The 4,464-nt window shown below is 48.6% G+C and carries 7 protein-coding genes; all 7 read right to left on the reverse strand.

Going from position 1 to position 4,464, the window contains the following annotated elements; translation table 11 throughout:
- Positions 1 to 372: 372 nt before the first annotated feature.
- A complete protein-coding gene (locus H6G96_RS40195; RefSeq protein WP_190920183.1) occupies positions 373 to 1,269 on the reverse strand; it encodes an alpha/beta hydrolase in 897 nt (298 codons plus the stop codon).
- 60 nt (positions 1,270 to 1,329) lie between these two features.
- A complete protein-coding gene (locus H6G96_RS40200) occupies positions 1,330 to 1,536 on the reverse strand; it encodes an SDR family oxidoreductase (protein ID WP_347242355.1) in 207 nt (68 codons plus the stop codon).
- Positions 1,537 to 1,803: 267 nt separating this feature from the next.
- On the reverse strand, positions 1,804 to 2,550 hold the full coding sequence (locus H6G96_RS40205; protein ID WP_190920185.1) for an SDR family oxidoreductase: 747 nt from the start codon (positions 2,548 to 2,550) through the stop codon (positions 1,804 to 1,806).
- 88 nt (positions 2,551 to 2,638) lie between these two features.
- Positions 2,639 to 3,607, reverse strand: a complete 969-nt coding sequence (locus tag H6G96_RS40210; RefSeq protein ID WP_190920187.1) for a zinc-dependent alcohol dehydrogenase family protein — start codon at positions 3,605 to 3,607, stop codon at positions 2,639 to 2,641.
- A gap of 109 nt (positions 3,608 to 3,716) precedes the next feature.
- The gene (locus H6G96_RS40215; RefSeq protein WP_199339896.1) at positions 3,717 to 3,872 is read right to left on the reverse strand and encodes a hypothetical protein; all 156 of its coding nucleotides are present in this window, start codon (positions 3,870 to 3,872) and stop codon (positions 3,717 to 3,719) included.
- Positions 3,873 to 4,087: 215 nt separating this feature from the next.
- Positions 4,088 to 4,162, reverse strand: coding sequence for a hypothetical protein (locus tag H6G96_RS43055; protein ID WP_347242357.1), 75 nt, complete (start codon positions 4,160 to 4,162; stop codon positions 4,088 to 4,090).
- Between the two features lie 102 nt (positions 4,163 to 4,264).
- A partial coding sequence (locus tag H6G96_RS40225; protein ID WP_199339897.1) for a hypothetical protein occupies positions 4,265 to 4,464 on the reverse strand: 200 nt, incomplete at its 5' end.

Below are 4,464 nucleotides of genomic sequence, written 5' to 3' on the forward strand. Positions count from 1 at the left end.
TACAAGCTTTACGTGATCGCATCCAAGAAATATTCGACCAACTTTCATTTGAGCAGGTGATTTCTGTCTCTTCTTATAATTTTATCCTAGAAGCTCTTTTCTATGCAGCTTCATATTAAATTGGTATAAGGCATGAGAGGTTTCTCCGTTGTAAATTGATGATGTGTTTTTGTCTGTTGCATCACAATTGTTATGCAGTGATCGAGCACCGTCTTAACAGTGCTGTGTTAAGCAGACTTCAAGATGGGGCAAGCATCCATTGCGTACCGTCGCTTCGGAACGACAAGAATCCTTCATTGTTGCCTGAGCGCGATCGCCGCGGTTGCCTCTTCTAAGATGGCTTTAATTCTGCTTCGGTAGCCAGCGCGGTACTCAGATTCTTGTGCAATCACCTTCAAGACGCAGTGTGGAACCGAGCGTTCTGTCGAGGAACTCGCGGATCAACGTTGCTACCTCCTCTGCATGAGTCTCCAGCGCGAAATGTCCGGCGTCGAGCAAGTGAATCTTTGCATCTGGGAGATCTCGCTGATAGGCGGCAGCACCAGCGGGCAGAAACGCCGGATCATGACGACCCCAGATGGCGAGAAGTGGTGGACGGTGCTCGCGAAAGTAGGACTGGAAGGCTGGATAGAGCGCGACGTTACTGCGGTAGTCGAGGATCAGATCGAGCTGGATCTCCTCCGCGTCTGGCCGCCCCATGTAGGCAATGTCGAGTTCGTAACCGTCGGGCGACAGAAGGGTTGGATCGGCTCCGGTACCATACTGCCAGTTCCGGATTGTGTCCGGCGCGAGCGAGGGTCGGCAGGCTTCCCGGTTCGCTGCGCTCGGTTCACGCCAATAGGCTTCCCATGGCCCCCATTCGTCACTGAAACCCTCAAGGTAGGCGTTGCCGTTCTGCGAGACGATCGCAGATATCCGTTCAGGATGGCGCATCGCCAAACGCAAACCTACAGGCGCACCGTAATCGAAGATATAGAGTACGTATTGATCGAGCGACAAAGCATCGGTGAAACCCTTGATTACGTCAGCAAGGCAGTCGAACCTGTAGTCGAACGTTCCGCGTGGCGGTACCTTGGTCTGCCCAAAACCAGGCAGATCCGGCGCGACGAGCCGAAAGCGATCGGCGAGCAGAGGGATCAGGTCGCGGAACATGTGGCTAGCGGTCGGAAAGCCGTGCAACAGCAGTATTACCGGCGCATCGCTTGCTCCCGCTTCGCGGTAGAACACTTCGACATCACCAACCTGTCGAAACCCGTAGCGTATTTTCATCCCTTTTCCTTCGATTGCGCGTGTAAAAGTTTTGATCTGCTTTGGACTGAACTTCGACGCTCAGATTTGGAATCCGTCGGACACATCCACTACATTGCCGCTGATGTATCCAGCGTCTGAACTTGCGAGGAAGCAAACGGTCGCCGCTACCTCCTCCAAGGTTGCGATCCGGCGGATGGCGTGAAGATCCATGATCGCTTCCGCTGCTTCCGGCAATTTGTCGGCTGCGGCTGTTGCCATGTCCGTCGGCATGATACCTGGCTGCACGCAGTGATGTTGCGCGGACCAAGATCGCGCTGGACACCTTTCGCATACCCTATGATCGCCGCTCCTAAACCGCGAGAACCACCCGTTACCAGTGCAACTTTGCCTGCAAGTGTTGTCGTCATGATGGACTCATTTAGATGTATTACTGCTCAATCAAACACTGCGTACTATCGGTACGCCCCTGAGAAACCAACGGCACGGAGAGTGATCGAGCGGATGATGCAGGTTGATCGCCACTTGGTCGCAACATTTCGCACTGCCTTTCGACTACTGCGCTACATACCCACCATCTACCATCAACGTTTCACCTGTTACGAACGATGCCATCTCAGATGATAAAAACAGGACTGCATTTGCAACTTCAAGCGGTGTGCCAACTCGTCCGATCGGGTGAAGCCCTGCCAAGTAAGCTTTGGCCTCATCTGTAACTGCTTCAAACATATCTGTTTGGATTGCCCCTGGTGCAACGATATTGATGCGAATACCCGCTTTGGCATATTGGAGTGCAGCAGCTTTTGTTAAACCTACTACCGCATGTTTGCTCGCGGTGTAGAGGAGTATGTTAGGAAGTGCAACGACTCCAACCACAGATGCCATATTGACGATTGCACCACTTCCCTGTTTCAACATCTGAGCAATTTCATATTTCATAGACAACCAAACGCCTTTGACATTGACGTTCATAGTGCGGTCATATTCAGCTTCTGCTTGCTCAATTAATGAGGGATTTTCGCCAGCCATTCCTGCATTATTAAAGGCAATATCTAACCGACCAAAAACGTCAACCGTTTTATCAACCATTGCTTTAACATCGGCTTCTTTCGTAACATCTGCTTGCACAAAAATCGCCTCTTTGCCAGCTTCCTTAATCAATCGAACAGTTTCTTCACCCTCATCAATTCGACGACCAACCACCACCACCTTTGCTTGTTGTTGGGCATAAGCGATCGCCGTTGCTCTACCAATGCCCGCTGTTCCTCCAGTAACTAAAGCCACTTTATCTTGCATTATCATCCTGTTTCTCCTGTCCCAATCAATATTGACCTTCAGCACAAAATCAAACTCCGATCCGTTTAGCAATTACCAACCTCGTAAAGCTGGTTTAATCTTCTGTAAACTTCAGCACAATTTTGCCCCGTGTTCCTCCCTGCTCTAGACGCTGATGTGCCAGAACGACCTGATCCCAAGAAAATACTGAATCAATCACTGGGCGAAGCTGATGACGCTCGATGAGTTTTGTCAAAGCCTCTAATTTTGCTCGGTACTGGGGTGAAAAAACAAAATGAATCGTCAGATTCCTACCCCATGCTTCAAGAAGCGATTGCGGTATTGCAATGTCTACAATGCTTGTAAGCCTACCAAAGGGACGAATGATTTCTAGACTACGCTGAATTGTTTCTTTGCCGATCGTATCTAGAACTAAATCCACACCCAGTCCATTTGTTTCCTGACGAATGACTTCTACGTAATCTTCATTTTTGTAATCAATCACCCGATCTGCACCCAGTTCTGTCACGAAATCTCGGTTTCTAGAACTACACGTTGCAAAAACGTATGCCCCGATCGCTTTGGCGAGTTGAACTGCGATCGAACCCACTCCACCCGCACCCGCATGGATGAGAACTGTTTCACCAACTTGTAGATTGCCCCTAGTCACTAAACAATCCCAAGCAGTTCCGCCTGCAAGCGGAAAAGAAGCTGCTTCAATGTGCGATAGATTTGCAGGCTTCAATGCAACAATCGCTGCATCAGCCACATGATACTGAGCGTAGCTACCGAATTCTCCAAAAATTTGCGGCGAGTAGTACACGTTGTCTCCCACCTTGAAATCAGTCACAGCTTCGCCAATTGCCTCAATCACCCCTGAAACATCGACTCCAAGGATAGCGGGTAATTGAACCAGTTCCTTGTAATCACCACGACGAGTTTGGTAATCGACCGGGTTAATCGAGGTTGCACAAACTCTGACTAACACCTGATTCGCCTTCAGTGTTGGTGTGGGAACCGTTTGAATCTCAAACTTCTCAGCATCACCAAACGCAGTTAATACGACTGCTTTCATAGATTCCATCTGTGCCAACTCTCCTTGATTTAGAATAAACAAGAAAACCTCAAGTATTAATGTCTACCAGAGGTCACTGGAGGGGTTGTTGCAAGGAGCTGAAGTTTCCATGCAAGGGCTACCGCACTAGCACCGCCATGCTCTTGTTAATGATCATCGTGGGTTCATGGCTGTTCAAGTTGGTGAACTGATAAGGCTGGTGGTCAATCAGTACTAGGATGCTATCTTCTGGACGAAGCAGTCCTTCTAAGCCGATTTTTGAATTTTCAGACATAGCTATAGGTTTCCTTGTAGAGATCGATGGTTGCAGAATTTTCTTGACTGATAGTAACGTAAGGCAATAAAAACTCCCACGAATACTGCTTCAGATTCTTGCCTAACTTAACTTCAATGTAATGATTTTCAAGACTCGATTTCTTTCAGATTCTTAGGATAAATTTTCAGATTCTTATAGTGCTAGCAAATCTGCTTGGGTGTCTTTCCTGTGAATCACTTGAAGTGCTGCTTCAAATGGCTTTGACTGGAGAAGCCTACTTGTAGGGCAATGTCTGCAATCGCTAAAATCCGTTTTTACCAATTCAGCACAGACTTGCAGAACCAATTTCATTTCCGTTTTCTCTGTCTTGTTACCCTAGCGGAACTTAAGTTGAACTATGCCCGCATATTTTAATTGTTTAAGAGTGGCGACATTTGCATTCCAATCAATTCAATGGAGCGCATCAGTTGGGCGTGGTTCATCTGCGCGTTGTCCATTTGAAAAGTTACTCTCGAAATGCCGCCGAGCGATTCGCTGTGACGGCGGATTTTCTCCGCCACTTCTTCGGGACTGCCGACCAGTAACGCGCCGGTTGCGCCGCGCTGCGCGT

The sequence above is a fragment of the Nostoc sp. FACHB-892 genome, from assembly GCF_014698795.1.
In the GTDB taxonomy this organism is placed as follows: domain Bacteria; phylum Cyanobacteriota; class Cyanobacteriia; order Cyanobacteriales; family Nostocaceae; genus Nostoc.

Bases quoted from the DNA above. Each gene is read 5' to 3' on its own strand.
- H6G96_RS40195 (WP_190920183.1), bottom strand. From the start codon at position 1,269: ATGAAAATACGCTACGGGTTTCGACAGGTTGGTGATGTCGAAGTGTTC.
- H6G96_RS40210 (WP_190920187.1), bottom strand. From the start codon at position 3,607: ATGGAATCTATGAAAGCAGTCGTATTAACTGCGTTTGGTGATGCTGAG.
- H6G96_RS40205 (WP_190920185.1), bottom strand. From the start codon at position 2,550: ATGATAATGCAAGATAAAGTGGCTTTAGTTACTGGAGGAACAGCGGGC.
- H6G96_RS40215 (WP_199339896.1), bottom strand. From the start codon at position 3,872: ATGTCTGAAAATTCAAAAATCGGCTTAGAAGGACTGCTTCGTCCAGAA.